Origin of the sequence: Streptomyces sp. NBC_01635 (assembly GCF_045209715.1) — a bacterium.
In the GTDB taxonomy this organism is placed as follows: domain Bacteria; phylum Actinomycetota; class Actinomycetes; order Streptomycetales; family Streptomycetaceae; genus Streptomyces; species Streptomyces hirsutus.
This window is the reverse complement of sequence record NZ_CP109277.1, coordinates 4,321,426-4,343,955: the sequence shown is the minus strand read 5'-3', so window position 1 is coordinate 4,343,955 and position 22,530 is coordinate 4,321,426. Positions and strand designations below refer to the sequence as shown.

The following is a 22,530-nucleotide window of genomic DNA, read 5'->3' as shown; positions in this document are numbered from 1 at the left end:
GCGGAAGCCCTCGCCACCTGCCCCAACAGTCCTGATCACGGGTCAGGGTGCCATAGCGGCTTTTGGTCAGGACAGCTCAGAGCGACCCATCCACCCGTCCGAGGGTTTCTGTCGCACATGCGTGTGGACAGTCACCCTTTGGGGGAGTGGAGGGAACCCGCCCGGTGCGGACGGGCCCCATCGGCCGCACCCACCACCCTCACGCAGGGCGTGAGCGCAGGCCCTCCAGCAGGATGTCCAGCAGCCGGGCGGAGGCCGCCGCCTGCTGGGCCGGGTCCGGCAGTGAGGGAGCAGCCGTGGCGATCACCAGGAGCACGTCCGACACCGACACGTCCGGCCGCAGCGCGCCCGCCTCGCGGGCCCGCTCCACGAGCCGGCCGACGACGTCGAGAAGCTGCGCCGCACCGGCGTCGTCCTCCCCGGCGGCGGACCCCTTCTCGGGCACCAGTCGCAGTTCGGCGCCGGCCGGCTGCGTCCGCTGCTGCGGCACGCGCGCGTGGTCGTGCTCGTCCGCCACGCCCACCCGCAGCACCTGCGGCGGCAGCAGCCGCCCGGCGCCCGAGGCGACCGACGTGCGCAGGAAGCGGGACAGCGCCGACCACGGCTCGTCCTCCTGACCGAGCGCCGTACGCGCCTGGTCGGTCAGCCGGGAGGTCTCCTCCTCGGCTATCCGCCGGACCAGGACGTCCTTGCTCGGGAAGCGCCGGTACACCGTGCCCACACCGACGCGGGCCCGGCGTGCCACGTCCTCCATCGGCGCGCCGTAGCCCAGCTCGCCGAAGACCTCGCGTGCCGCGCGCAGCACGTGCTCCAGATTGCGCTGCGCGTCCACGCGCAGCGGTGTCGTGCGCGGCCCTCCCGCACGCCCGTGGCCCGACGACGGCGCGCTCAGCGCGGTGCCGGGCGCCACGGCGGACGCGGAAGACCAATGAGAATTCTGAACATGCATATGTTTTCCCCCGGTGATGACGTCTCCCCCCGGAGACTCCCCGCCACAGATGGCCGGGGCTCGAGAAACATGCCCGGTGGCCGGATCCGCCCGTCGCGGACCCGAATGAGCGCATCCCCCTACACCCCGTCGACGTACGAACATAGTTGAGAGGAAGTCAATTCAGAAGGGGCAGGTTCCGCACGGAGCGCCCCCCGATCGGAGTACGGGGCACATTGATCCCGTATGCACTCCGGAAGAAGTACCGGGAAAGCACTGCTGACCTGCGTACATGACGTTCGCTCCGGGGACCCGGGCCGCTCGGCGCGCCCATCGCCTCCAGTCACACAATTCGTCGGGGCTGTGGACAAACGCAAGCGGCGGGTGCGTCATGGGAGGGTGAAGGAACGTGCGCGCATTCTCGTTGTCGGTGGCGGCTATGTCGGGATGTACACGGCCCTGCGCCTGCAGCGGAAGCTGAAACGGGAACTCGCCCGGGGCGCGGCCGAGATCACCGTGGTCACTCCTGACCCGTACATGACGTACCAGCCGTTCCTTCCCGAAGCGGCCGCCGGTGCCATTTCCCCTCGTCATGTGGTCGTACCGCTGCGTCGTGTCCTGGACCGGTGCCACATCGTCATCGGCGAGGCCTCCGCCATCGACCACGCCGCCCGCGTCGCCACCGTCACCACCCTCGCCGACGGTGAGAAGGGCGGCGGCGGCCGGGCGGTGGTGTACGACGAACTCGTCCTCGCGCCCGGCTCCGTCTCGCGCACCCTGCCGGTCCCCGGTCTCGCCGACCACGCCATCGGCTTCAAGACCCTCGAGGAGGCCATCGGGCTGCGCAACCACGTCCTCGAACAGATGGACATCGCCTCCTCGACCCGCGACCCCGCGATCCGCGACGCGGCCCTCACCTTCGTCTTCGTCGGCGGCGGCTACGCGGGCGTCGAGGCGCTCGGCGAGCTGGAGGACATGGCCCGCTACGCCACGCGGTACTACCACAACCTCCGCCCCGAGGACATGAAGTGGATCCTCGTCGAGGCCTCGGACCGCATCCTGCCCGAGGTCGGCGAGGAGATGGGCCGCTACACGGTCAGCGAACTGCGCCGCCGCAACATCGACGTACGCCTGGAGACCCGCCTGGAGTCCTGCGCCGACCGCGTTGCCGTCCTCAGTGACGGTGCCCGCTTCCCCACCCGCACCGTCGTGTGGACCGCCGGCGTCAAACCGCATCCCGTCCTCGCCGCCACCGACCTGGCGCGCGACGAACGCGGACGGCTGCGGTGCACCGCCGAACTCGCCGTCGAGGGCGCCCCGCACGCGTGGGCCGCGGGCGACGCCGCCGCCGTCCCCGACACCACCGCCGAGGACCCCGGCCGGGAATGCGCCCCCAACGCCCAGCACGCGCTCCGCCAGGCGAAGGTCCTCGCCGACAACATCGCGCACTCCCTGCGCGGCGAACCCCTGGAGACGTACGCCCACTCGTACGCCGGGTCGGTCGCCTCCCTGGGACTGCACAAGGGCGTCGCCCACGTCTACGGGCGCAAGATCAAGGGCTACCCCGCCTGGCTCATGCACCGCACCTACCACCTGAGCCGCGTCCCCACCTTCAACCGCAAGGCGCGCGTGGCCGCCGAATGGACCCTCGCCGGGCTCTTCAAACGGGAGATCGTCTCCCTGGGATCACTCGAACACCCGCGGGCCGAGTTCGAACTCGCGGCCGGTGGAAAGCCTTCTCAGAACCCCCCGGACGACCCGAAGGGGTCGTCCTGACCGCACCCAGGAACTCCACGGACCGGTCCGGCGTCTGACGGATGTCGGCCCGGTCGGCAGCCTGCCAGACTGGTCCACCACCGAGGGCGGGCGGCTGTCCGTTCCCGGTGCGGCCCCGGGGCCCCGGCCGGTCCCGTTTCCCGGCCGCCGACACCTACACGAGGCAAGGATTCGTGAACTTCACCCGCTGGAGCGCCCGGCTCCCCGGAACGCAGCGCCGCGCCGCAGCGCGCGGCGAGCACGCGGTCTCCCCGGACCGGCGGGGAGAGGGCTCCGTGCCCACGGCCCGCGCCGAACAAGCCGTCGAGCATGCACGGCCCGTGCCCGCCGTCGACGACCTCAGAGTGCGCGAGGTCCTCGACCACGTCCCCTCCCTCGTCGCCCTGGTGCACGGCCCGGACCACCGCATCGCCTACGTCAACGGCGCCTACACGGCCGCCTTCGGCGCCCGCCCGCTCGGAGCCCCCGCGCGGGGAGCGCTCCCGGAACTCGAGGAACTCGGCCTGCTGACCCTCCTCGACCAGGTCCTGCGCAGCGGAAAGCCTCGCACGGTCAAGTCCCGCAAGGCCCCCGACGGCCGCTCCTACACCTTCACCTGCACCCCGGTCACCCAGGGCGACGGCAGCGGTGTGCTGGTCTTCGCCACCGACGTCACCGACCACGCCGAGGCCGCCGAACGCCTGCGCGCGAGCGAGCGCCGCCAGCGCGAGACCGCCGTCACCCTCCAGCGCTCCCTGCTCCCGCAGGAGCTCGAGGAGCCCGACGACCTGCGGGTCGCCGCCACCTACCACCCCGGCGGCACCGAGGCCGCCGTCGGCGGCGACTGGTACGACGTGATCACCCTCGGCGGCGGGCGCACCGCCCTGGTCATCGGCGACGTCATGGGCCGGGGTGTCCGCGCGGCGGCCGTCATGGGCCAGCTCCGCACGGCGGTACGCGCTTACGCGCGCCTCGACCTCCCCCCGCACGAGGTCCTCCAACTGCTCGACGGACTCGCCACGGAGATCGACGCCAACCAGATCGCCACCTGCGCGTACGCCATCCACGACCCCAACGAGGGCACCCTCGTCCACGCCTCCGCCGGCCACCTGCCCATCCTGGTCCGCGACGAGCACGGCACCGTCCAGCGCGCCGACGAACCGACCGGCCCCCCGCTCGGCACCGGCGGCTGGATCCACTCCTCCGGCTCGATCCCGCTGGGGCCCGGCTCCACCGCCGTCCTCTACACGGACGGCCTGGTCGAGCGCCGCAACGAGGACCTCGACGAGGGCATCGCCGCCCTGGAGCGCGCCCTGGCCGGCGCGACCGGCACCCCCCAGGTGATCTGCGACCGCCTGGTCCGCTCGGCGGGTGTGACCCCGGAACACGACGACGACGTCGCCGTCCTGGTGCTCCAGCACCCCGCCCGCACGGGCCCGGAGAGCGAGCTGTTCCACAACGCCGCCCTGGAGCTGCTGGGCGGCGTCGAAGCGGCCCCCCGCGCGCGTGCCTTCGCCTCCGGCGTGCTCACCAGCTGGCGCTTCCCCTCCGACCTGCACGACCTGGGCGTCCTGGCCGCCAGCGAACTGGTCGCCAACTCCCTCCAGCACGGCACCCCGCCCATGCGCCTGCGCCTGCGCCGCACCGACCGCCGGCTGATCGTCGAGGTCACCGACGGCGACGACCACCTGCCGAGGCGCCGCCGTGCGGAACCCGCCGACGAGTCCGGCCGGGGCATCGCCATCGTCGCGACGATCGCCTCCAACTGGGGAAGCCGGCGCACCCCGGGCGGCGGCAAGGCCGTCTGGTGCGAGTTCGCCCTGCCGAAACCGGTCACTCCCTAGGGGGCAGGCCCCGGGGAGCGGTGCGCCGTGGGAGCGCCGGCCTCAGACGTGTGCGCCGGCCTCAGGCATGTGCCGGGGACTGGCCCGCCGGGGCGGTGCCGCCCTGGGTGACCACCCGGCTCCGTGCCGCGGACGGGTGGTCCTGCGCCTCCGTGAGCTGTCGGCCCAGCCGCAGCGCCAGCACCGTGATCGCCAGGGAGAACAGCACGAAGACCACGATGTAGAGGCCGTGCAGCGAGGCCCCCATCGGCCCGCCGACCGCCGGACCGATGGCCAGCGCGAGCTGTTTCACCAGGGCGAACGCCGAGTTGTACTGACCCGCCAGCCCTTCCGGCGCGAGATCCGCGACCATCGGCGCGAGCGTCGGCGACAGCATCGACTCACCGAGCCCGAACAGGGCGTACGTAGAGATGAAGGCGGCGGTCGCCATCGCCTGGCTGCCGTTCCCGAGGCCCGCGTACCCGGCCACGGCCCACGCCACGGCCCAGAGCAGCCCCACCGACGCGATCACGCGCGTGCGGCTGCGGCGCTCCACGAACCGCAGCACCACGAACTGCGCGACAACGATGACCAGGGTGTTCGCCGCCAGCGCCGTCCCCAGCGTCGACGGCGAGATACCGGCCGCCTCGACCCCGTACGCGCTCAGTCCCGACTCGAACTGGCCGTAGCAGGCGAAGAACAGGACGAAGCCCAGCACGCACAGCTGCACCATGGCCCGGTTGCCCATCAGCTGCTTCCAGCTGCCCTTGGCCGACGGAGCCGGAGCACCCTCGATACGCGGCGAGCGCGGCATCCGCACCGTCGCCATCACCACGACCAGCAGCAGGAACATCGCCGCCTCGATCGAGAACAGCACGGTGAAGGAGGAGGCCCTGGTCGTGTCGACGAGGTGTCCGCCGATGAGACCGCCGACCCCGAGCCCGAGGTTCTGCAGGAAGAACTGCATGGCGAACGCACGCGACCGGGTCTCCACCGTGGAGCAGTCCACGATCATCGTCGCCAGCGCCGGCTGCATCACGGCCTGTCCGGCGCCGAGCAGCACCGCCGACGCCAGCACGCTCGACGCACCGCTCGACAGGCCGAGGCTCAGCGCTCCAACGGCGGCTGTGACCAGGGCGACGAGCAGCACCGGCAGCGGACCCCGTCGGACGATGGCCCGTCCGGCGAACGGCAGCACGATCAGTGCGGCCACCGCGAACACGGCGAGCACCAGCCCCGCCGTCATGGCCCCGAGCCCTCGTACCTGCGCCACGTAGACGTACAGGTAGGGGACGGTGAAGCCGAGGCCGAACGCACTGAGTGCGTTGCCCACGTGGATCCGGCGCATCGCAGCGCCCATCGCCCTGGTCACGTTCACCTCTCTCACAAGTTAGGAGTGAAGACTTAGAAGCTAAAGTTCGAAGGTGAAGAGTACACGTCGAATGGCTTCAATGCGAAGGGCTTCAAGGTGAAGGGTGGCGTGCCATACTGCGGCCATGGGCGACACCTCCGGCCTCAACGAGCCGACACTCGAAGAGCAGATCGCCGCGTACCAGCGCGAGTTCCAGGGCCTCGACCTCCAGGTCGAGAAGATCGTCTCCGCGCTGTCCCGGCTGAACCGCCGGATGAACGTCGCCTACGGCCGCCAGACCGCCGAGCTCGGCATCACCAACGCCGACTGGGAGGTCCTCAAGGCCCTCGTCCTGTCCGGCGCCCCGTACCGCATGGGCCCCAGCGACCTGGCCAAGCGCCTCGGCCTCACACCGGCCGCCATGACCCACCGGATCGACCGCATGGTCGCCGAAGGCCTCGTCAACCGGGAACGGGACGAGACGAACCGGGTCCGGGTCATCGTCGAGGCGACATCCGCCGGCCGCGAGAAGTGGCTCGAGGTGATGCGCATGGCGACGGTCTTCGAGGAGGATCTGCTCCAGGACCTGTCCCCGGACGAGCGGATCACCCTGGGCGAGGTGCTCACCCGCCTCCTGCGCAGGGTGGAGGACGCCCAGCCCGACGCCGGCGGCCGCCTCACCGACCTGGACTGACGGCCTCGCCCCACGAACGGCCGAAAAGATCTTGACAGGGGGCGCTTGACTTCCCCCTCCCCGATACGTACAGTTCGTCAAGTTGCCATCGGGACGTAACGGTTCTCCGGCAACACTTCCGCCGCGAGAGCGGCACTCAAAACCACCAGCACGACCTCTCCAGTGAACTGATTTCGGCATGCTCGAATTCAATTCGCAGGGGCGCCGGCGTCTGAATCGGAACCGAACGGCTCCGATTTGAGAAACGGCGAGAGAGTCCGCTAAGGTTTGAGACGTCGGAACGGCCCAACGGCCGGAAAGACAAACCCCGCTGACTGGGGGTCAGGTCGAAGAAGAAGATCTGATAGAGTCGGAGTCGCCGGAAAGGGAAACGCGAAATGCGGGAACCGGGAAGGCGAACAGCCCGAGGAAATCGGATCGGAAAGATCTGATAGAGTCGGACACGCAGGACCGAAGGGAAGCGCCCGGAGGAAAGCCCGCGAGGGTGAGTACAAAGGAAGCGTCCGTTCCTTGAGAACTCAACAGCGTGCCAAAAATCAACGCCAGATATGTTGATACCCCGTCTTCGGCCAGCAGGCCGGGACGAGGTTCCTTTGAAGAACAACACAGCGAGGACGCTGTGAACGGTGGGGCCTATTCCGCCCGACCGTTCCGCTCTCGTGGTGTTCTCCCGATCACGGGAAAGCATTCACGGAGAGTTTGATCCTGGCTCAGGACGAACGCTGGCGGCGTGCTTAACACATGCAAGTCGAACGATGAAGCCCCTCGGGGTGGATTAGTGGCGAACGGGTGAGTAACACGTGGGCAATCTGCCCCTCACTTCGGGACAAGCCCTGGAAACGGGGTCTAATACCGGATGATACTTCCACTCGCATGGGTGGGGGTTGAAAGCTCCGGCGGTGAGGGATGAGCCCGCGGCCTATCAGCTTGTTGGTGAGGTAACGGCTCACCAAGGCGACGACGGGTAGCCGGCCTGAGAGGGCGACCGGCCACACTGGGACTGAGACACGGCCCAGACTCCTACGGGAGGCAGCAGTGGGGAATATTGCACAATGGGCGCAAGCCTGATGCAGCGACGCCGCGTGAGGGATGACGGCCTTCGGGTTGTAAACCTCTTTCAGCAGGGAAGAAGCGCAAGTGACGGTACCTGCAGAAGAAGCGCCGGCTAACTACGTGCCAGCAGCCGCGGTAATACGTAGGGCGCGAGCGTTGTCCGGAATTATTGGGCGTAAAGAGCTCGTAGGCGGCCTGTCGCGTCAATTGTGAAAGCCCGGGGCTTAACCCCGGGTCTGCAGTCGATACGGGCAGGCTAGAGTGTGGTAGGGGAGATCGGAATTCCTGGTGTAGCGGTGAAATGCGCAGATATCAGGAGGAACACCGGTGGCGAAGGCGGATCTCTGGGCCATTACTGACGCTGAGGAGCGAAAGCGTGGGGAGCGAACAGGATTAGATACCCTGGTAGTCCACGCCGTAAACGGTGGGCACTAGGTGTTGGCGACATTCCACGTCGTCGGTGCCGCAGCTAACGCATTAAGTGCCCCGCCTGGGGAGTACGGCCGCAAGGCTAAAACTCAAAGGAATTGACGGGGGCCCGCACAAGCAGCGGAGCATGTGGCTTAATTCGACGCAACGCGAAGAACCTTACCAAGGCTTGACATACACCGGAAACGTCTGGAGACAGGCGCCCCCTTGTGGTCGGTGTACAGGTGGTGCATGGCTGTCGTCAGCTCGTGTCGTGAGATGTTGGGTTAAGTCCCGCAACGAGCGCAACCCTTGTCCCGTGTTGCCAGCAAGCCCCTTCGGGGGTGTTGGGGACTCACGGGAGACCGCCGGGGTCAACTCGGAGGAAGGTGGGGACGACGTCAAGTCATCATGCCCCTTATGTCTTGGGCTGCACACGTGCTACAATGGCCGGTACAATGAGCTGCGATACCGCGAGGTGGAGCGAATCTCAAAAAGCCGGTCTCAGTTCGGATTGGGGTCTGCAACTCGACCCCATGAAGTCGGAGTTGCTAGTAATCGCAGATCAGCATCGCTGCGGTGAATACGTTCCCGGGCCTTGTACACACCGCCCGTCACGTCACGAAAGTCGGTAACACCCGAAGCCGGTGGCCCAACCCCCTCGTGGGGAGGGAGCCGTCGAAGGTGGGACTGGCGATTGGGACGAAGTCGTAACAAGGTAGCCGTACCGGAAGGTGCGGCTGGATCACCTCCTTTCTAAGGAGCACTTCTCGCCGGGTTCGCCCGGCCAGAGGCCAGTACACCGGCGCACGTCCGGTGCTGGTGGCTCATGGGTGGAACGTTGATTAGTCGGCACTCTCGACCGTCTGCTCTTTCCAGTACGGCCCCCCGGGGCATGGAACGAACGAGCAGCGCGGCAGGGAGCGCCGGGCACGCTGTTGGGTGTCTGAGGGCACGGCCGTATCGGCTGCCTTCAGTGCCGACCCCGGTACAGCATCGCGTCAGCGGTGTGTGACGGGTGGTTGGTCGTTGTTTGAGAACTGCACAGTGGACGCGAGCATCTGTGGCCAAGTTTTTAAGGGCGCACGGTGGATGCCTTGGCACCAGGAACCGATGAAGGACGTGGGAGGCCACGATAGTCCCCGGGGAGTCGTCAACCAGACTTTGATCCGGGGGTGTCCGAATGGGGAAACCCGGCAGTCGTCATGGGCTGTCACCCATACCTGAACACATAGGGTATGCGGAGGGAACGCGGGGAAGTGAAACATCTCAGTACCCGCAGGAAGAGAAAACAACCGTGATTCCGGGAGTAGTGGCGAGCGAAACCGGATGAGGCCAAACCGCAGGCGTGTGAGACCCGGCAGGGGTTGCGCATGCGGGGTTGTGGGATCTCTTATTTCATGGTCTGCCGGCCATGAGGCGAGTCAGAAACCGTTGATGTAGGCGAAGGACATGCGAAAGGTCCGGCGCAGAGGGTAAGACCCCCGTAGCCGAAACGTCAACGGCTCGTTGAAGAGACACCCAAGTAGCACGGGGCCCGAGAAATCCCGTGTGAATCCGGCGGGACCACCCGCCAAGCCTAAATATTCCCTGGTGACCGATAGCGGATAGTACCGTGAGGGAATGGTGAAAAGTACCCCGGGAGGGGAGTGAAATAGTACCTGAAACCGTGTGCCTACAAGCCGTGGGAGCGTCGCGTTGAGTGCTTGCACTCAACGTCGTGACTGCGTGCCTTTTGAAGAATGAGCCTGCGAGTTTGCGGTGTGTTGCGAGGTTAACCCGTGTGGGGAAGCCGTAGCGAAAGCGAGTCCGAACAGGGCGACGCAGTAGCATGCCCAAGACCCGAAGCGGAGTGATCTAGCCATGGGCAGGTTGAAGCGGAGGTAAGACTTCGTGGAGGACCGAACCCACCAGGGTTGAAAACCTGGGGGATGACCTGTGGTTAGGGGTGAAAGGCCAATCAAACTCCGTGATAGCTGGTTCTCCCCGAAATGCATTTAGGTGCAGCGTCGCGTGTTTCTTGCCGGAGGTAGAGCACTGGATAGGCGATGGGCCCTACCGGGTTACTGACCTTAGCCAAACTCCGAATGCCGGCAAGTGAGAACGCGGCAGTGAGACTGTGGGGGATAAGCTCCATGGTCGAGAGGGAAACAGCCCAGAGCATCGACTAAGGCCCCCAAGCGTACGCTAAGTGGGAAAGGATGTGGAGTCGCACAGACAACCAGGAGGTTGGCTTAGAAGCAGCCACCCTTGAAAGAGTGCGTAATAGCTCACTGGTCTAGTGATTCCGCGCCGACAATGTAGCGGGGCTCAAGCGTACCGCCGAAGTCGTGTCATTGCAGTACATACCCCCAACGGGGACTGTGATGGGTAGGGGAGCGTCGTCTGCCGGGTGAAGCCGCGCCGGAAGGCAGTGGTGGACGGTTGACGAGTGAGAATGCAGGCATGAGTAGCGATACACACGTGAGAAACGTGTGCGCCGATTGACCAAGGGTTCCTGGGTCAAGCTGATCTGCCCAGGGTAAGTCGGGACCTAAGGCGAGGCCGACAGGCGTAGTCGATGGATAACCGGTTGATATTCCGGTACCCGCTGTGAAGCGTCAAACATTGAATCGGGCGATGCTAAGTCCGTGAAGCCGTTCCGGACCCTTCGGGGAAAGGAAAGTGGTGGAGCCGACGAACCCAACCCGTAGTAGGTGAGTGATGGGGTGACGCAGGAAGGTAGTCCAGCCCGGGCGGTGGTTGTCCCGGGGTAAGGGTGTAGCCCGTCATCCAGGTAAATCCGGATGGCATAAGGGTGAGACCCGATGCCGAGCCGATTGTGGCGAAGTGGATGATCCTATGCTGTCGAGAAAAGCCTCTAGCGAGTTTCATGGCGGCCCGTACCCTAAACCGACTCAGGTGGTCAGGTAGAGAATACCGAGGCGTTCGGGTGAACTATGGTTAAGGAACTCGGCAAAATGCCCCCGTAACTTCGGGAGAAGGGGGGCCATGTCCGGTGATGAGGTTTTCCCTCTGAGCTGGGTGTGGCCGCAGAGACCAGCGAGAAGCGACTGTTTACTAAAAACACAGGTCCGTGCGAAGCCGTAAGGCGATGTATACGGACTGACGCCTGCCCGGTGCTGGAACGTTAAGGGGACCGGTTAGTCACTCTTCGGGGTGGCGAAGCTGAGAACTTAAGCGCCAGTAAACGGCGGTGGTAACTATAACCATCCTAAGGTAGCGAAATTCCTTGTCGGGTAAGTTCCGACCTGCACGAATGGCGTAACGACTTCTCGACTGTCTCAACCATAGGCCCGGTGAAATTGCACTACGAGTAAAGATGCTCGTTTCGCGCAGCAGGACGGAAAGACCCCGGGACCTTTACTACAGTTTGATATTGGTGTTCGGTTCGGCTTGTGTAGGATAGCTGGGAGACTGTGAAACTCGGACGCCAGTTCGGGTGGAGTCGTCGTTGAAATACCAGTCTGGTCGTGCTGGATGTCTAACCTGGGTCCGTGATCCGGATCAGGGACAGTGTCTGATGGGTAGTTTAACTGGGGCGGTTGCCTCCTAAAGAGTAACGGAGGCGCCCAAAGGTTCCCTCAGCCTGGTTGGTAATCAGGTGTTGAGTGTAAGTGCACAAGGGAGCTTGACTGTGAGACCGACGGGTCGAGCAGGGACGAAAGTCGGGACTAGTGATCCGGCGGTGGCTTGTGGAAGCGCCGTCGCTCAACGGATAAAAGGTACCCCGGGGATAACAGGCTGATCTTCCCCAAGAGTCCATATCGACGGGATGGTTTGGCACCTCGATGTCGGCTCGTCGCATCCTGGGGCTGGAGTCGGTCCCAAGGGTTGGGCTGTTCGCCCATTAAAGCGGTACGCGAGCTGGGTTTAGAACGTCGTGAGACAGTTCGGTCCCTATCCGCTGCGCGCGCAGGAGTCTTGAGAAGGGCTGTCCCTAGTACGAGAGGACCGGGACGGACGAACCTCTGGTGTGCCAGTTGTCCTGCCAAGGGCATGGCTGGTTGGCTACGTTCGGGAGGGATAACCGCTGAAAGCATCTAAGCGGGAAGCCTGCTTCGAGATGAGGACTCCCACCCACTTGATGGGGTAAGGCTCCCAGTAGACGACTGGGTTGATAGGCCGGATATGGAAGCACGGTAACGTGTGGAGTTGACCGGTACTAATAGGCCGAGGGCTTGTCCTCAGTTGCTCGCGTCCACTGTGTTGGTTCTGAAACCACGAACGACCCCATGTGCCACACATGGTGCGGTTGTCTGTTTCATAGTGTTTCGGTGGTCATAGCGTAGGGGAAACGCCCGGTTACATTCCGAACCCGGAAGCTAAGCCTTATTGCGCCGATGGTACTGCAGGGGGGACCCTGTGGGAGAGTAGGACGCCGCCGAACAATTCTTACAGAGAAAGCCCCGTGCCATTGGCACGGGGCTTTCTGCGTTTCCCGTTGTGTTTATGACGGCTCCACCAGCTTGGTGTCGTAGGCCAGGATCACCGCCTGGATGCGGTCCCTCGAGCCCGTCTTCGCGAGGACGCGGCTGACGTGGGTCTTCACCGTCGATTCGGCGAGGTGGAGGCGGGTGGCGATCTCCGTGTTGGTCCAGCCCTGGCCGATGACGGTGAGGATCTCGCGTTCCCGCTCGGTGAGGGCTTCCAGTCGGGGGTCGCTGTGCGGGGCTGTGGGCGTGGAGGGGTCCTGGTGGGTGGACGTCGGCAAGTGGTGGGCGTAGGCGTTCAGGAGACGGCGGGTCAGGCTGGGTGCGACGACCGCGTCGCCGGTGGCCACGGAGCGGATGCCGGAGAGGAGTTCCTCCGGCTGGGCGTCCTTGACGAGGAAGCCGGAAGCACCGGCGCGGAGGCCTGCGTAGGCGTACTCGTCGAGGTCGAACGTCGTGAGGATGAGGACGCGGGTGCGGTCGCCGGCGGCGACGATGCGGCGGGTGGCCTCGATGCCGTCCATGCCGGGCATGCGGATGTCCATCAGGACGACGTCGGGGTGCAGTTCGGCTGTCATGCGGATCGCTTCGCTGCCGCCGGACGCCTCGCCGAGGACCGTCATGTCGTCCTGGCTCTCCAGCAGCATGCGGAAGCCGAAGCGCTGGAGGGGTTGGTCGTCGGCTATGAGGACGGTGGTCACTGCGGGGTTTCCTCCGGGAGGTACAGGTGGACGCGCCAGCCCTGTTCGGGGTGGGGGCGTGGGCCGGCCTCAAGCGTGCCGCCGTACAGGGCGGTTCGCTCACGCATTCCCGGGAGGCCGCGGCCGTCTGCGGGAGTGCCCGTTCCGGCTGTGCCGGTGTCGGTGATCGTGGCCGTGACGGCGCCCCGGCCGCCGTAGGCGAGGGTGATCTCGGCGGTGGTGTTCGGGCCGGCGTGCTTGAGGGTGTTGGTGAGGGCTTCCTGGATGACGCGGTAGACGGTGAGCTGGCGGCCGGCGGGGAGGTCGGCCCGGCCTTCGACCGTGGTGTGGACGGGGAGGCCCGCGGCGCAGACGCCGTTGATGAGCTGCTCGAGGTCGGTGAGGGTGGGCTGGGGGGTCAGTTCGGCGGGGTGATGGCTGGTCTCGTCGTCCCGCAGGACGTTCAGGAGACGGCGGAGTTCGCTCATGGCCTGGCGGCTGGTGGTGCCGATGGCGTCCAGTGCCTGGGCGGCGCGTTCCGGTGACTTGGCGGCCGCGTACTTGCCGCCGTCGGCCAGGCCCGTGATGACGGAGAGGTTGTGGCCGATGATGTCGTGCATCTCGCGGGCGATACGGGCGCGTTCCGCGGCGGTGGCGAGCTGGGCCTGCTGGTCGCGTTCGATCTCGAGGCGGCGGGCGCGGTCCTCCAGGGCCTCCGTGTGGTTCTGCCGGGTGCGGACCGTGATGCCGATGAGGGCCACCACGACGACGGACGTCAGCTGTGAGCCGATCTGCTGACTCCAGCGGCCCTCCCCGTGGCGTGCCGCGGAGACCGCGACCGGGGTGAGGACGAGGGCGGTCACCCACAACAGGTTGCGCAGCGGAAGGCGCAGGGCGATGTGGTAGATGACGACGAGTTGGAGGAGGGACGCCTGCAGGGCGGTGCCGGTCCATGCGTTGACGAAGGCGAACGGGGCCACAGCGAGCAGGGCCGCCGCGGGGTGCGTGCGCCGCCACAGGAGGGGCACGGAGAAGCCGACGCTGAGCGTCAGGAGGAGCCAGGCCGGCGTGTCGGGGTTGTGGGTGGTGGTGAGCCAGCCACCGCCGAGGACGTCGATGAGGGCGGCGGTCACCCAGAAGCCGGTGATGTGCAGGTCCCACGGCAGGGGGTGGCGCCGGTCCCAGGCGCGCACCCGCCGGGTGACGCGTTGGACGTACTGGGTGAGGGGTTCCGCCGTGCGCTCGCCGGTGCGTTCACTCGCCACCTCACGGGTGCCCGCGCCTGTGCGTTCGCCCGTCCGCTTGTCCTCCGCCGTCTTTGTCGTCTCCGTGGTTCTCGTTGTTTCCGTCGCCACGCGGTCCATGGTGGTCGGTTCGTTCGCCGGGCGGAACAGTGAGCGGGACACAGAGTGGAACACCGGGCGGAACACGGCGGGTGCCACGGCGTCAGACGTCCCGGCGGCGCATGGTCACCGCCGCTGCCGCGAGGGAGGCCGCCGCCCACAGAGTCAGGGCGAGCAGCGCGGCGCCGGGCGTGGCCGCGCCCGGGCCGTGCTGGGCGGTGGTGAGGGACTCGAGGGCCTTGGCGGGGAAGTAGCGGACGGCGTCGTCGACGACGGCGTACGGGAGCATCCGCAGGACCTCCGGGACGATCATGACGAGGCCGATGTAGGCGCCGGTCGCGAGGGGGATCGAGCGGGCGACGGCGCCGAGTCCGAGGGCTATGACGGCGAGGAGGGTGAGGCCGGCCGCGTTGCCGACCAGGCCGCGCAGGACGCCCGCGTCGCCGAGGGCGGCCGCCTGGTCGGTGTCGGTGAGGAAGGACTGGGCCAGGGGGAAGGTGAGCAGGTTGGTCCACAGGCTGAGGACGAAGGCGACCGCGGCCAGTACGGCGGCCTTGGACCACAGGACGGGCAGGCGGCGGGGGACCGCGGTCATCGTGGCGCGGATCTGGCCGGTGGAGTACTCGCCCGCGGTGGCGAGCACGCCGAGGACGGCGAGGTTGATGGTGGCGAACTGGGTGCCGAGGAGGACGAAGACGACCGTGTCGAGGCCGCCTTCGCCACTGCCGTCGTAGGCGGCGCTGATGCCCGCGCCCATGCCGAGGGTCAGGACGGCGGTGGCGGCGAGGTTGATCCAGGTGGAGCGGAGCGTCCACAGCTTGTGCCATTCGGAGCGCAGGACGCGGTACGGGGTCACCCGGTATGCGGGGGCGACGGTGGCAGGGGCGGTGGTGGTCATGCTGCCGCTCCTTCCACGGTGGCGGTGTACTCGACCGTGTCGTGGGTGAGGTTCATGAAGGCCTCCTCGAGGGAGGCCGTGTTCGGGGTGAGTTCGTACAGGGGGATGCCGTGGGCCGCGGCGGTTCGGCCGATGTGTTCGGCGTCCGTGCCGCGCACGGTGAGGCTGCCGGGAGCGTCGGTGGTGAGGGTGACGCCGGGGGCGGCGAGGAGGCCGGCCAGGGCGGCGGCGTCCGGGCTGGCGACCTGGACTGTGCCCGTGCCGGACCGGCGGACGAAGTCGGTGACGGTGGTGTCGGCGAGGAGCCGGCCGCGCCCGATGATGACGAGGTGGTCGGCGGTGAGGGCCGTCTCGCTCATGAGGTGGGACGAGACGAGGACCGTACGGCCCTCCGCGGCCAGGGACTTGAGCAGGGTGCGGATCCACAGGACGCCCTCGGGGTCGAGGCCGTTGACCGGTTCGTCGAGGACGAGGGCGGCCGGGTCGCCGAGCAGCGCGGCGGCGATGCCGAGGCGCTGGCCCATGCCGAGGGAGAAGCCCTTGACCCGGCGGTGGGCGACCTCGGTGAGGCCGGTCCGGGCGAGGACGTGCTCGACGCGGCTCCGGGGGATGCCGTGGGTGTGGGCGAGGGCCTGGAGGTGGTGGTGGGCGGTGCGACCCGGGTGGACGGAGCGGGCCTCCAGCAACGCGCCGACCTCGGTGAGCGGCGCGGGGTGGGCGGCGTAGGAGCGGCCGGACACGGTGGCGTGGCCGCGGGTGGGGGCGTCCAGGCCGAGGATCATGCGCAGGGTGGTGGACTTGCCGGCGCCGTTCGGGCCGAGGAAGCCGGTGACGGTGCCGGGGCGGACGGTGAAGGACAGGTCGGTGACGACGGTCCGGTCGCCGTAGCGTTTGGTGAGTTCCTGTGCCGTAATCATGCGTCGATGCTCGTCCGCGCAGGGGGTGGTGGGCGTCGGACCGCGGGCGGTATTCCGGGTGAGGGCGGTCGTACCCGGGTACTACGGTGGCCGGTATGGGGCATCACTGGAAGCGACCTGATCATGCCGGTCTCCGCGCCCCCGTTCCGGCTGCCCGAACCGGCGTCCTCGTGGGATATGCGCGTCAAGGAGCGGGCGCCCTGCGTCCGGCAGGCCGTCGACCGGGGCGAGACGGCTGAGGGAACCGATGCCCACAAGGTGATCCGCGCTGTCTCCGCCCCCCTCTACCACGGCCTGCTGACCAGCGGCGAGCGCCTCGCCGAGGCCGCCGCGGCCTCGGCGTGCACGGGAGCGTACCTGCGGGGGTGAAAGGGCCTTGCGTGACCGGCTTCTCGCATCCGTCGCTGAGGGCGGGGCACCGTGCGTGATCTGCGAGGACGCCGTGGCTCCAGGTCCGTCGGCCTCGGCGGCGAGCCGGGCAATGGACTCGGCCCTGTTCTCGTACAGCTACCGCCAGGCGGCGTGTAGCGCTGAGTAACTGCTTGGGGCTGCGGTCGCGCTGCTGGAGGGCGGCGAAGTCGGCGTGCGCCGTCTCGACGGCTCGGCTGGGCTGGCAGGGCTTCGTTGTCCGGATTTATGATGGGGTGCCCGGGTGGGTGCGTGAAAGCGGGGTGTCCGGAGTGGGATGTTACGGGGGGACCCCGGCCCGATTCCAGCGGGCCGGGGTCTTCATGTTGTGCTGGGGTGGCGGTTCGGTCAGCGTCCGCCGAATCCGTCGTTCTTGTCGTGTCCGTCGAAGCGGTGGACGACTCGGAAGCTGCCCACCACTCCGTCCCTGACCTTGACCCCCTTGGTGTGGTGCACCTTGATGCCGTTCGCTTCGCTGTGGGGGCCGACCGTGGCGACGGGGGCGCCGTTGTCGCAGGTCGCCCCGCGGAAGAACTCGACGGTCCTCTTGCTGTCGTTGCGGATGTTGAAGCTCTTGGAGCCCAGGCCGCTCACGACGGTGATGCAGCCGTCCGGGTGGGCGGAGAACGAACGCTCGTTGATGTGGATCCGGTCTTCGAAGTCTCGGCCTCCGTGGTCCCTTCCTTCGTGGCCCCTTCCTTCGTTGTCCCTTCCTTCGTTGTCCTTGCCTTCGTTGCCCTTGCCGGAGTCGCCGCCCATGGGGGCCGCGGCGGGGGCGGGCGCCTGCTGGAATGCGGGGGCGGCCGCCTGCTGGACCGCGGGGGCGGCCTGGGCCGGCTCGTAGGCGGACGCCGAGGCGTAGGTGATACCGGTGGCGGCCAGGGCCGCGGCGGCCGCGACGGCCGCGGTAACGACGTTGGAACGTGTGATCATCACGCGCTTCTCCTGTCTCGGGAGGTCGGCTGGCCAGCCGACTCGTGATGAACGTACTGACCGATTCTCATGTCTGTCATATCGGGATATGGGGGGAGGTCAGTAGATTGACTCCAATCGGGTCACAGGGGGCGCCTGCATGCCGTTTCGTGGTGTGCTGACGGTTAATCAGATGACTTTTCCTGTAGTGGACTTGATGCCCCGATACGCTGTCCGGGGGACTTTGCCGGAGCCTGTTCACCCGCAGACACAGCGTGTCGTTCGTTGACACAGCAGGTGAAACCGGTATTCCCGCTGTGCTGCCGGGCGGCGGGTGGGGCCTTCGAGCACGCGGGCGGGCCGGTGACGTGGCGCGTTGCCGTCCGCGGGGTGAAGTTCCTGCAGAACGTCCCGGTGAGGGCGAAGACCTGACGTCGGCCCCAGGTCCCCATCACTGTGCACCTGCGGCCGGCCGGCGGGTCCACGTGAGCGTCCTGGACGTGTGCCCGCCGCCCGCGACGGGCTGTGGTTCATGGTGACGGGGGCGGCTCGTCGGGCGAACCGGAACCCGGGTCGTCGGGCCGGAGGCCGGGGGTCACCGACTTCGCCTCCTGGACGAGGTGGCCCGGCCGTAGCGGGGCGGGCCCGCTCAGCGCCACGGCGGCCATGACGACGACGATGCCCTGGATGACCAACGAGCAGACGCCCAGGGGTTCCAGCCAGTTGCCGTAGTCGTCCTCGTCGGTGGGAACGGGCGTGGCACGGGTGATGATGTAGCCGATGGTGGTCAGCAACGCGGTGAGCCCTCCCACGACCCAGCCCAGCCGCGGTCCGCGGGTCAGAAGAAGAAGGGCGCCCGTAGCGGTGCCGACCGCGGTGGCGAGGAAACCGCCGATGAGGAAGGGCACGTCCGCGTCGATGGCCTCGTAGGCGTGGATCCCGGCATCGGCCAGGAGAAGGACTGCGGCCACAACGCGCGCCCCGCCGTGCTCCGCACGGCCTCGCGGGGTGGAGGCGGGACTGTCCAGCATGATCCATCCCGTGTTCGAGTCCTGGGTCAACAGGTCCCACGCGCCACCGCGCGAGCAGGCCAAGGACATGATGCCTGTCGCCGCGGGCGAATCGCGGACACACGGGGTCGGCGTGTCCGGTGCCGGCCCCCTTCACGCTTGCCTGCTCACCCGTCCGCCCCCTTCGCCGGCCTCTGCACCGGCCGGCGAAGGGGGCGGCGTGGACATGCCGCCCTCCACGCCGTCGACTGCAGGCGGCATGCTGTCGTAGATCTTGGTGAGCGGCCGCAGAAGCCGCCCACTGACCTCCTCACCGAAGCCTGGAGCACCAGACCCGCCGTACCCACGCCCAGGCCGGAGCCGACCCCGACCGCCGATCCGGCCGGCACCACCACCGCGGCGACGTCGCCGGCGAACGCGGCCCCGGCCGGCGACGACCAGGCGGTAGGGCTGCGCGAGGCCCACGAACACCACCTGCGAAGTGCCGTCACCTTTCGTCGAGATTCACGAGGCGAGTGATCACCGACCGCCTCCGGAACCTACCGGCCATCGCTGTGCCTGGAGGTGAACGGAGCCACCCGGCCACGCCGCCACCCGAGGACGGCCCCCGACCACCGCACCAGGACGACCATCCGCTTCGCCATCCGGACCAGCTGGTCGTGCACACAGTCAGGGGCCGCCGGCGGCGTCCGCCGCGGTTCGCGCCGGGCCCCATCGGCGCGCTCGGCGCGCACTTCCCGGGTGCCGCCCGGGCCGATCAGCACGATCCGCCCGGACGGATCAGCACACTGTCCGGTCGCTCACCTGACGTAGGCAAGCCGGCTCACCCATTGGGACAGCGTGAGCGAGGCGGCCAGGGCCCCCCGGGCCGCACCGTGCCGGCGGCGCCGGGGCCGCGAGCCATGGCGGCACCCGAACCCGGGCAGGTACGACGGCTGCCGCCGGCCGAGGTCGTGCGCCAGGGCCGTGCGCAGAGCGGACAGGTGGGCGGCCACGACCGCGAGGCAGTGATGCTCGTCCCGGCAGTCGGGGCAGGTCACCAGGTGGGCGCGGACCGCGCTCGCCTCGCCGGGGTCCAGGACGTTGAGGGCGTGTCCTTCGAGCAGGTCGCCGATGGTGCGGCAATCCTGGGAGGCAGTGAACATGGCGGGTCCCTTCGTGCGGGGTGAGAATCGCGCCGTCGACGGGGCCGGTGTACGGCTGGTGCACCGGTACACGGCTCCGTTTCCTGACCCCACCATCGCCCGGGAACGGCCCCTTGCGCGTCGTCCCCGCGCAGCAATTCCCGGATACCACGGCCGCGGTATCCGGCAGGCCGGCCTACGACAGGGCCACGACGCGCCCCGCGGCCACGCCGGCCTTCACCCGGCCCCCGGGGGACGAGTCGCCGGCGTCGCCGGGCTGACCACGCCGCACTGGTAGGCGATGACCACCAGCTGGGCCCGGTCGCGGGCGGCCAGCTTGCTCATCGCCCGGTTGACGTGGGTTTTAGCCGTCAGCGGGCTGACGAACAGACGCTCGGCGATCTCGTCGTTCGACAGCCCCAGCGCGACAAGCCCCAGGACATCGCGTTCCCGCCGCGTCAGGCATTCCAGCCGCTCGTGCACGGCTGCCGCACCGCATCGAAGCTCTTCCGTGAGGGGGCCGAGAGCGTCGGACCACGGGCAGTGATCCGGGTGAGGACGGTCGTACCCGGGTACTACGGTGGCCGGTAGTACTACGTCGTCCGGGGAAGCTCTCGGCACCGTCTTCGGGGAGTACGTGGTGCGGGCCGTGCGGGCCGGTGAGTGGCCCGCGGTGAAGGCGTTGCGGCCGGCCGCGCTGCGGGATCCGGTCGCGGACATCGCGTTCCTGGACACCTACGAGGTGGCGGCGGTGCGTCCCGACACGTACTGGCGGGAGCGGACGGCGAACGCGGCCGAAGGGGCGGGCGGAGTGCGGCAGTTCGTCGCCGAGACGGCGGACGGTGCCCTGGTGGGCGCGGTGGCCGTGGTGGTCGAGGAGGGGCCGGTACGGCGGACTGGGCGGGGGTGCCCGTCGAGCGCCGGCAGGGGCATCTCGTCGGGGTGTACGTGGCGCTCGAGCACCGGGGGAGCGGGCTCAGCGGGGCGCTGTTCGAGGCCGCGCTGGAGTGGGCGTGGGGGAGAGCCTGGAGAGGGTGCGGCTCATCGTGCACGCGGAGAACACGCGGGCTCCGGGCTTCTACCGGAAGGCGGGGTTCACCGAGAGCGGGGTGACTGTGCCGTTGGAGGGGAAGCCCGACGAGCACGAGCTGGAGATGGTGGTCGAGCGCTGAACGCTCCCGCTCGGTCCGTCTTCGCTGTTCACACCGGGAGTTCGTCGTGGGGCCAGCGGGAGCGGGACTGTTCTCGGGAGCGGAGGAGGGCCAGGGTGGGCATGCCCCGCTCCGGGCCGGTGGTGAGGAGGTCCGGGAGCTGGGGGAGGGGGGCCACGGCCGCCACGTCGTCCAGGATCAGGGTGAATGGTGGGTCGAGCCGACCGAAGGATGACCGTTCGGCCATGCGTCGGCCGTGCTCGACCACGCTTGAGGTGAGGGCCGTCAGCAACGGCATCGCACCCGGACGGGTGCGCGGATCCTCGATGGATTCACCCACCACATACAGTGTGCCCCCTTCCTGGACAAAAGAATCCAGGGAGAGCGCATCGGTTCGGTCGGGCGTGCAGGCTTCGCGGACGTTGACCGTGGACAGGGCCGACAGCGCACGCGTCGTCAGCTGCTGCGCGATGTCCCGGCGTTCGGGGTACGCGGTGAGGGTCGCCTCGAGTTCGCCCGCGGCGCCCGGGGCGGCCTTCGGGTGGGTGCGCAGGATGCGTACGGCGTCCTGGACCTGGGTGCCCTGCGCCCAGCGGTGGAGGTGGCGGACGGTACGGCCGTCTATGGCGGCGGCGTGCAGATAGCTCCGCAGGAGGGTCTGGGCGGTGTCGCTGACGGCCTGGTCGAGCCGGGAGGCGGGGCGGACCGGGGCCAGCAGGGCGGCGGCGCGTGCGACGGCCGTGTCCTTGTCCTCGCAGCCGCTGATGGGCGACCAGTGGAGACGGGCAGGGGTGTCGCAGCGGTGGATCGGGTCGTAGAGGTGGGTGGGACCGAGCTTGGCCCGCCCGTCCTTCGTCTCCTCCCAGAGGGCGGGGTTCGAGGTGAGGACGAGGACGGGGCCCTCCGCGTCCCGTACGGCCGCGGCGGCGGTGGCACGACGGGTGTCCGGGGAGCCGTAGAACACCGGGTGGGTCGAGGACGCCGAGTTCGCCGAGGGCGCCAAGGGCGTCGAAGGTGCCGGGTGCGGCAGCTCCGCCGAGTTCGCCGAGTTCGCCGTGGGAGGGAGGGTTTCGGTGGGGGCGGCTTCCTGCGGTGGTGCGGTGACGGGCAGCGGTGCCGTTTTCCGCTCCCGTACGGGCTCGGGGCCGGGCCCGGGGGCCGTTCTCGGGGTCGGGACCTCGTGCCGGATCGGCTCCGGCTCCGGTGCCGCGGTGACGGTCGCGGCCGCCGCCCGCTCCGCCTTCTGCCGGGCTCGTACGGCCCGCCAGCGGGCCACCGTGCCCAGGACGAAGACGGTGAGGACGACGAGCAGCATCAGCTGGCCGATGAACAGGCCCCAGAACAGCCCGTACCCCGAGAGGGCGGAGGCCGGGGTGTCCGGCCAGGCGCCCGGGATGTCGTGCGGTTCGGCGACGAGGTGGCGCATGGCGACCGGGGTGTTGGTGAAGGTGACGCCGGACGGCCAGGAGCCGCGGGCGAAGAGGCCCGCGAGGCCGGTGGCCGTCCACACCAGCAGGGTGATGCCGAGCAGGAACGCGAGCAGCCCGACCAGCAGCCCGTCCGGGATGCCGCCCTGGCCGTCCCGTCCCTGACCGCCACCCTGCCCGCCGCCGTGCCCGTCCGGTCTCACGTGGAATCCCTT

General features: G+C 68.4%; 14 protein-coding genes, 3 rRNA genes and 2 pseudogenes. 8 read left to right on the top strand and 11 right to left on the bottom strand.

The window, feature by feature from the left end; all coding sequences use genetic code 11:
• Positions 1-199: 199 nt before the first annotated feature.
• Complete coding sequence (locus tag OHB56_RS20200; RefSeq protein ID WP_406354816.1) at positions 200-949, bottom strand: TetR/AcrR family transcriptional regulator; 750 nt, start codon at positions 947-949, stop codon at positions 200-202.
• A 378-nt stretch (positions 950-1,327) separates the two neighbouring features.
• On the opposite strand from OHB56_RS20200, the gene OHB56_RS20195 reads away from it, so the two are divergent.
• Positions 1,328-2,704, top strand: a complete 1,377-nt coding sequence (locus OHB56_RS20195; RefSeq protein WP_326753541.1) for an NAD(P)/FAD-dependent oxidoreductase — start codon at positions 1,328-1,330, stop codon at positions 2,702-2,704.
• A 173-nt stretch (positions 2,705-2,877) separates the two neighbouring features.
• Positions 2,878-4,527 carry a SpoIIE family protein phosphatase gene (locus OHB56_RS20190; RefSeq protein WP_055593433.1) on the top strand — a complete coding sequence of 550 codons (1,650 nt, stop codon included), beginning with the start codon at positions 2,878-2,880 and terminating at the stop codon, positions 4,525-4,527.
• 61 nt (positions 4,528-4,588) lie between these two features.
• Here the strand turns inward: OHB56_RS20190 and OHB56_RS20185 are convergent, their stop codons facing one another.
• The gene (locus OHB56_RS20185; RefSeq protein ID WP_406359161.1) at positions 4,589-5,866 is read right to left on the bottom strand and encodes an MFS transporter; all 1,278 of its coding nucleotides are present in this window, start codon (positions 5,864-5,866) and stop codon (positions 4,589-4,591) included.
• 136 nt (positions 5,867-6,002) lie between these two features.
• Here OHB56_RS20185 and OHB56_RS20180 point away from each other — a divergent pair, with 136 nt between their 5' ends.
• The 4 genes from OHB56_RS20180 to rrf all read left to right on the top strand — a co-directional run bounded on the left by OHB56_RS20180 (position 6,003) and on the right by rrf (position 12,402).
• Positions 6,003-6,551 (top strand): MarR family transcriptional regulator, encoded by a 549-nt coding sequence (locus tag OHB56_RS20180; RefSeq protein ID WP_326753540.1) that lies wholly within the window; start codon positions 6,003-6,005, stop codon positions 6,549-6,551.
• A gap of 687 nt (positions 6,552-7,238) precedes the next feature.
• Positions 7,239-8,768 (top strand): 16S ribosomal RNA (locus OHB56_RS20175).
• Between the two features lie 309 nt (positions 8,769-9,077).
• A 23S ribosomal RNA gene (locus tag OHB56_RS20170) occupies positions 9,078-12,201 on the top strand.
• Positions 12,202-12,285: 84 nt separating this feature from the next.
• Positions 12,286-12,402: ribosomal RNA gene (gene rrf / locus OHB56_RS20165) — 5S ribosomal RNA — on the top strand.
• The 16S, 23S and 5S rRNA genes sit together here, the layout of an rRNA operon.
• A gap of 60 nt (positions 12,403-12,462) precedes the next feature.
• Here rrf and OHB56_RS20160 read toward each other — a convergent pair.
• The 4 genes from OHB56_RS20160 to OHB56_RS20145 all read right to left on the bottom strand — a co-directional run bounded on the left by OHB56_RS20160 (position 12,463) and on the right by OHB56_RS20145 (position 16,283).
• The gene (locus tag OHB56_RS20160) at positions 12,463-13,146 is read right to left on the bottom strand and encodes a response regulator transcription factor (RefSeq protein WP_326753539.1); all 684 of its coding nucleotides are present in this window, start codon (positions 13,144-13,146) and stop codon (positions 12,463-12,465) included.
• The gene (locus OHB56_RS20155) at positions 13,143-14,390 is read right to left on the bottom strand and encodes a sensor histidine kinase (protein ID WP_406359159.1); all 1,248 of its coding nucleotides are present in this window, start codon (positions 14,388-14,390) and stop codon (positions 13,143-13,145) included. Before OHB56_RS20155 ends, OHB56_RS20160 begins: the two co-directional genes overlap by 4 nt.
• Before the next feature lie 181 nt (positions 14,391-14,571).
• Positions 14,572-15,366, bottom strand: coding sequence for an ABC transporter permease (locus OHB56_RS20150; protein ID WP_406354813.1), 795 nt, complete (start codon positions 15,364-15,366; stop codon positions 14,572-14,574).
• The gene (locus OHB56_RS20145) at positions 15,363-16,283 is read right to left on the bottom strand and encodes an ABC transporter ATP-binding protein (protein WP_326753537.1); all 921 of its coding nucleotides are present in this window, start codon (positions 16,281-16,283) and stop codon (positions 15,363-15,365) included. The genes OHB56_RS20150 and OHB56_RS20145 overlap by 4 nt, the downstream gene beginning before the upstream one ends.
• Before the next feature lie 123 nt (positions 16,284-16,406).
• Between OHB56_RS20145 and OHB56_RS20140 the strand changes: the two genes are divergently transcribed.
• Positions 16,407-16,652: a TetR/AcrR family transcriptional regulator C-terminal ligand-binding domain-containing protein gene (locus OHB56_RS20140; protein ID WP_406354810.1), complete on the top strand. Its 246-nt coding sequence runs from the start codon at positions 16,407-16,409 to the stop codon at positions 16,650-16,652.
• A gap of 387 nt (positions 16,653-17,039) precedes the next feature.
• Here the strand turns inward: OHB56_RS20140 and OHB56_RS20135 are convergent, their stop codons facing one another.
• The 4 genes and pseudogenes from OHB56_RS20135 to OHB56_RS20120 form a co-directional block, all read right to left on the bottom strand.
• Positions 17,040-17,624: a hypothetical protein gene (locus OHB56_RS20135; protein ID WP_326757065.1), complete on the bottom strand. Its 585-nt coding sequence runs from the start codon at positions 17,622-17,624 to the stop codon at positions 17,040-17,042.
• 509 nt (positions 17,625-18,133) lie between these two features.
• A complete protein-coding gene (locus tag OHB56_RS20130) occupies positions 18,134-18,634 on the bottom strand; it encodes a hypothetical protein (protein ID WP_406354808.1) in 501 nt (166 codons plus the stop codon).
• Positions 18,635-19,413: 779 nt separating this feature from the next.
• On the bottom strand, positions 19,414-19,758 hold the full coding sequence (locus OHB56_RS20125) for an anti-sigma factor family protein (RefSeq protein WP_406354806.1): 345 nt from the start codon (positions 19,756-19,758) through the stop codon (positions 19,414-19,416).
• 216 nt (positions 19,759-19,974) lie between these two features.
• Positions 19,975-20,229 (bottom strand): annotated as a pseudogene (locus OHB56_RS20120) (response regulator transcription factor); the annotation flags it as partial.
• Between the two features lie 145 nt (positions 20,230-20,374).
• Here OHB56_RS20120 and OHB56_RS20115 point away from each other — a divergent pair.
• A pseudogene (locus OHB56_RS20115) lies at positions 20,375-20,909 on the top strand (GNAT family N-acetyltransferase).
• A gap of 28 nt (positions 20,910-20,937) precedes the next feature.
• Here the strand turns inward: OHB56_RS20115 and OHB56_RS20110 are convergent.
• Complete coding sequence (locus tag OHB56_RS20110) at positions 20,938-22,518, bottom strand: type VI secretion protein (RefSeq protein WP_326753534.1); 1,581 nt, start codon at positions 22,516-22,518, stop codon at positions 20,938-20,940.
• Between the last annotated feature and the right edge of the window lie 12 nt (positions 22,519-22,530).

Bases quoted from the DNA above. Each gene is read 5' to 3' on its own strand.
- OHB56_RS20200 (WP_406354816.1), bottom strand. From the start codon at position 949: ATGCATGTTCAGAATTCTCATTGGTCTTCCGCGTCCGCCGTGGCGCCC.
- OHB56_RS20185 (WP_406359161.1), bottom strand. From the start codon at position 5,866: ATGGGCGCTGCGATGCGCCGGATCCACGTGGGCAACGCACTCAGTGCG.
- OHB56_RS20180 (WP_326753540.1), top strand. From the start codon at position 6,003: ATGGGCGACACCTCCGGCCTCAACGAGCCGACACTCGAAGAGCAGATC.
- OHB56_RS20150 (WP_406354813.1), bottom strand. From the start codon at position 15,366: ATGACCACCACCGCCCCTGCCACCGTCGCCCCCGCATACCGGGTGACC.
- OHB56_RS20145 (WP_326753537.1), bottom strand. From the start codon at position 16,283: ATGATTACGGCACAGGAACTCACCAAACGCTACGGCGACCGGACCGTC.
- OHB56_RS20140 (WP_406354810.1), top strand. From the start codon at position 16,407: ATGCCGGTCTCCGCGCCCCCGTTCCGGCTGCCCGAACCGGCGTCCTCG.
- OHB56_RS20135 (WP_326757065.1), bottom strand. From the start codon at position 17,624: ATGATCACACGTTCCAACGTCGTTACCGCGGCCGTCGCGGCCGCCGCG.
- OHB56_RS20130 (WP_406354808.1), bottom strand. From the start codon at position 18,634: ATGCTGGACAGTCCCGCCTCCACCCCGCGAGGCCGTGCGGAGCACGGC.
- OHB56_RS20125 (WP_406354806.1), bottom strand. From the start codon at position 19,758: ATGTTCACTGCCTCCCAGGATTGCCGCACCATCGGCGACCTGCTCGAA.